The sequence below is a fragment of the Mesorhizobium sp. M7A.F.Ca.MR.362.00.0.0 genome (genome assembly GCF_004023175.1).
Classification (GTDB): Bacteria; Pseudomonadota; Alphaproteobacteria; order Rhizobiales; family Rhizobiaceae; genus Mesorhizobium.
Window position 1 is genome coordinate 3,844 of sequence record NZ_RZTF01000296.1, and the last position, 4,413, is coordinate 8,256.

Consider the following 4,413-nt stretch of genomic DNA (forward strand, 5'->3'; position numbering starts at 1 on the left):
AAGCGCGGCCGCGTGGTCGAGGAGATGATGCTGTCGGAGGCCACCGAGGAGCGCGTCATGTTCGCCGCGGTTCATTGAGCGGCCCGACAAGAGAGACACTTTTGCCGGTCAAGCCAGGACCAATGTCTGGCCGGTCCTATTGCCTTGCAATCGGTTCCGCGTCTGAATAGGTCAGGGGTCAGATCACCCTGCCCGAGCGGATATGCCCAGCATTAACCTCAAACTTCTGCAGACGTTCCTGCTTGCCGCCGAAAACGGCAGCTTCCGTCGTGCTGCCGAGGAGAGCAATCGTTCGCCATCGGCGGTCTCGATGCAGATTCGCGACCTTGAGGAGCAGATCGGCATCTCGCTGTTTATCCGCACCGCACAGCGTGCAAGCCTGACGCCGGAAGGCCAGATCCTGTTCGAGGAGATCGCCAATGTGATGTCACAGGTGCAGACCAGCCTCGACCGGCTGACGGAGGTCGCCGCTCGGCGCAAGGGCAAGGTGCAGATCGCCTGCGCCCCGACGCTCGCGGCAAGCCGGCTGGGCGATATCCTGGCGACATTCAAGTTGCGCTATCCCCGCAGCATCGTCGAGGTCATCGAGAGCCCGCCGCAGGCCGCGCTTGGCCTTTTGCAACAGCAGGAGGTCGAGTTCTACATCGGCCCCGAACTGCCAAACCTGACGGACTTCCAGTTCGAGTCTATCCTCGACGATCCGCTGATGGCCTGCATTCCCACGGAAATATACGGCGGCGAAAAGAAGCTGCTGCTCTCCGACCTGCTGCGCTATCCGCTCATCCTGCTCAACCGCAAGACCGCCGTGCGCGGCCTTGTCGATCGGCTGACGGCGGCGGAAGGCATCGAGCTCAAGCCGCAATACGAGGTCGAAAGCGCACAGACGGCGGTGGCGCTGGTGTGTTCGGGACTTGGCGTCTGCGTGGTGCCCGGCATCGCCATTTCGCGCAATGACGAGCGCATGCGAGTGGTACCGATCGACCATCGCGACGCCCACCGCTCCGTCGGCATCATCACCGCGCGGGGCTATGTGCACCACTCCTTCTCCGAACAGCTGATGAACCTCATCCGCACCAATTTGCGCGAACTGGCAAACTGAGCATCGCGCCTTCGGACAGGCACCTTGCACGAGCGCCGAGAATAGTGCGGGAACGCCGTCATTCGCAGCCGGCCTCACCTGAATATCAGCGCACCCTCAGTCGGTCTGGATCCAGACCGATTTGGTCTCCAGATATTCATGCAGATGTTCGATGCCGCCCTCGCGGCCGTAGCCGGACATCTTCATGCCGCCGAACGGCACCGCCGGGTCGATGGCGTGGTACATGTTGACCCACACCGAGCCGGCCTTGATGCGGCGGGCGAGCTTGTGCGCGGTGCCCAGATGGGTGGTGAAAATGCCGGCTGCCAAGCCATAGGGCGTCGCATTGGCCCGCGCCACGGCTTCGTCGAGCGTGTCGAACGGCATCGCCGAAATCACCGGACCGAAGATTTCTTCACGCGCGATGGTCATCTTGTCCGACACCGCGCCGAAGACGGTCGGCGCGATGAAATTGCCGCCATCGTAGGGCTCGCCCGTCAGTCGAGATCCGCCCGCTATCAGTTCCGCCCCTTCGTCGCGGCCGGCCTTGATATAGCCCACCACCTTGCCGGCCTGCCTGGCATTGATGAGCGGGCCGATTTCGGTTTCCGCCTCGATGCCATGGCCGATGCGAAGCCTGCCGGCAAACTCGGCGACCCGGCGCACGAATTCGTCATGGATTTCGCGCGCCACGAACAGCCGCGATCCGGCGATGCAGATCTGGCCCGAATGCACGAACACCGCCATCGCGGCGACAGGAACCGCCTTGTCGATGTCGGCATCGCGGCAGACGATGATCGGCGATTTGCCGCCGAGTTCCAGGGAAACGCGCTTGAGGTTGGTCACGCTCGCCCGCGCGATGGCCTGGCCGGTCAGCGTCGAGCCGGTGAAGACGATCTTGTTGACGTCGGGATGTTCAGCGAGCCGCGCACCGGCCTCCGTCCCGGTGCCGGTGACGACGTTGACGACGCCGTCGGGAACGCCGGCCTCCTGCATCAGCCTGGCGATCAGCAGCGGCGTCAACGAGGCATCCTCCGAGGGCTTCAGCACGATGGTGCAGCCGGTGGCGAGCGCCGGTGCGATCTTCCAGATCGACGCGGCGGTCGGAGCGTTCCAGGGGATGATCGCGCCGACAACGCCCACCGGTTCGCGCCTTGTGAAGCTGACGATCTCGCCGGGGATCGAATTGTCTATGGATTCGCCATGCAGCGCGGTCGCCATGCCCGCATAGAAGCGCAGCATGCCGATGACGCGCCGCCGGTTGGCGAGCGTGCGCGTGATCGGCAGTCCCATGTCGAGAGTGTCGGAAACGCTGAGCTCTTCCCAATGGGTCTCGAAGAGATCGGCGATGCGCAGAAGCACGCACTGCCGCTCATAGGGCGAGAATTTTGACCACGGCCCTTCGAAGGCCGTGCGCGCAGCGGCCACCGCCGCATCGACGTCGGCGGCCGAGCCACGCGGGACGGTGGCCAGCACTTCGCCAGTCGCCGGGTTGAGCGCCTGCATCTCCTGGCCGGATTGTGCCGGAACCCACTTGCCGCCGACGAACATCGGCCGGAATTCGCCGTGGTAGAGCGCCGTGGCCTTCGCCCGCGGGTCGAAATTCAGCGTCATCCCTTCCTCCTCACAATTCCGTGGCGACTATGCCTCCGACGCCGGTCGACCTCAAACAAGGAAAGCTAAAAGGGCGTTCAGATAATCGGACTGTGCAATGTACGCGACTTCCCCGATGGTGCCGGCAATGGAGGAACAGATATGAGACTTGCTGGCAAGGTCGCCATCGTCACTGGCGGCGGTTCGGGATTTGGCGAAGGCATCGTCAGGAAATTCGTCACCGAAGGTGCGCGGGTCGTGTTGATGGACCGTGATGAGGCCGCCGCGGCCCGCGTTGCTGCCGAAGTCGGCAAAAATGTGCGGCCAATCACTGGCGACGTCTCGACACTCGCAAGCTTCGAAGCGGCGGCAGACCTGGCCCGCTCGGCCTTTGGCGGTCTCGACATACTGGTCAACAATGCCGGCGTGGCCCAGCCGCCCCTGGTGCTCGAGACGATGGACGAAGAGATGTTCGACCGGATCGCCAACGTCAACATGCGATCCATCTACAATGGCGCCCGTGCGGTCGTTGCGCATTTCAAATCCATCAAATCGGGCGCCATCCTCAACGTCGCCTCCACTGGCGGCGTCTCGCCGCGCCCGAATTTGACTTGGTACAATGCTTCCAAAGGCTGGGCGATTGCCGCCACCCGGGCCATGGCCGTGGAACTCGCCCCCTTCGGCATCCGCGTCAACGCCATCAACCCGGTTGCCGGCGACACGCCGCTTCTGTCCACCTTCATCGGCTCCGGCGAGGAAAACCGCGCCCGCGTCGTCGCCACCATTCCGATCGGCAGGCTGTCTACGCCGGCGGACATGGGCAACGCCGCAGCATTCCTGTGCTCCGACGAGGCCAGCATGATCACCGGCGTCGACCTCAATGTCGACGGCGGCAAGTGCATCTGAGCGTTAGACCATTTGGGAGTTGGCGATGAAGCCTGTCTACGAAATCGCCGTGGTGCATGGCGACGGCATCGGCCCGGAAGTCTGCGCCGCAGCGGTTCAAGTGGTGAAAGCAGCGCTTGGTCCCGGCAACCCCTTGCACTTCAGCGAATACCCGGCCGGAGCCGAGCATTTCCTGAAGACCGGCCAGAGCTTTCCCGAGCCGACCTTCCAGGCCTGCCGCGCGGCGGACGCCATCCTGCATGGTGCGGGCGGCTTGCCGGGCGTCGTCCATCCCGATGGAACCGAAGCAGGCCTGGATTTCACGCTGAGACTGCGCTTCGAACTCGATCTCTATGCCAACGTCCGCCCCATCAGGCTCTTCGAGGGCGTGCCTAGCCCGTTGAGCGGAGTGAAGGCCGGCGATATCGACTACATCATCTTGCGCGAGAACAGCGAAGGGCTTTACGCCGCGCGGGGATCGGGCGCCCTGTTGCGCGGCGAAGTGGCGGTCGACACGCTGGTGCAGACCCGCTCCGGCATCGTGCGCATCGTGCGCAAGGCCTTCGAACTGGCGCGCCAGTCGGGCGGCGCGCCTCGTGACGGCGTGCGCCGGGTCACCTGCTGCGACAAGGCCAACGTGCTGCGCAGCTATGCCTTCTTCCGCTCCGTCTTCGACGAAGTGGCGAAGGACTATCCCGATATCGCGACCGAGCACGCGCTGGTCGACGCCATGGCGATGCATCTCGTGCTGAAACCGGGCCATTTCAACGTCATCGTCAGCGAGAACATGTTCGGCGACATCCTGTCCGACCTCGCCGCCGCGACGGTGGGCGGGATGGGCATGGCGCCTTCAGCCG

General features: G+C 64.1%; 4 protein-coding genes. 3 read left to right on the forward strand and 1 reads right to left on the reverse strand.

Annotated elements, in window-relative coordinates; translation table 11 throughout:
- The first annotated feature begins 202 nt into the window (after window positions 1–202).
- Window positions 203–1,099, forward strand: a complete 897-nt coding sequence (locus tag EOC06_RS27250; RefSeq protein ID WP_027036279.1) for a LysR family transcriptional regulator — start codon at window positions 203–205, stop codon at window positions 1,097–1,099.
- A gap of 96 nt (window positions 1,100–1,195) precedes the next feature.
- Here the strand turns inward: EOC06_RS27250 and EOC06_RS27255 are convergent, their stop codons facing one another.
- Window positions 1,196–2,692, reverse strand: coding sequence for an aldehyde dehydrogenase (locus EOC06_RS27255; RefSeq protein WP_128309234.1), 1,497 nt, complete (start codon window positions 2,690–2,692; stop codon window positions 1,196–1,198).
- A gap of 141 nt (window positions 2,693–2,833) precedes the next feature.
- Here EOC06_RS27255 and EOC06_RS27260 point away from each other — a divergent pair, with 141 nt between their 5' ends.
- Window positions 2,834–3,577 carry a glucose 1-dehydrogenase gene (locus EOC06_RS27260; RefSeq protein ID WP_128309235.1) on the forward strand — a complete coding sequence of 248 codons (744 nt, stop codon included), beginning with the start codon at window positions 2,834–2,836 and terminating at the stop codon, window positions 3,575–3,577.
- A 25-nt stretch (window positions 3,578–3,602) separates the two neighbouring features.
- The coding region (locus EOC06_RS27265) for an isocitrate/isopropylmalate dehydrogenase family protein (protein ID WP_164898758.1) at window positions 3,603–4,413 on the forward strand (811 nt) is incomplete at its 3' end.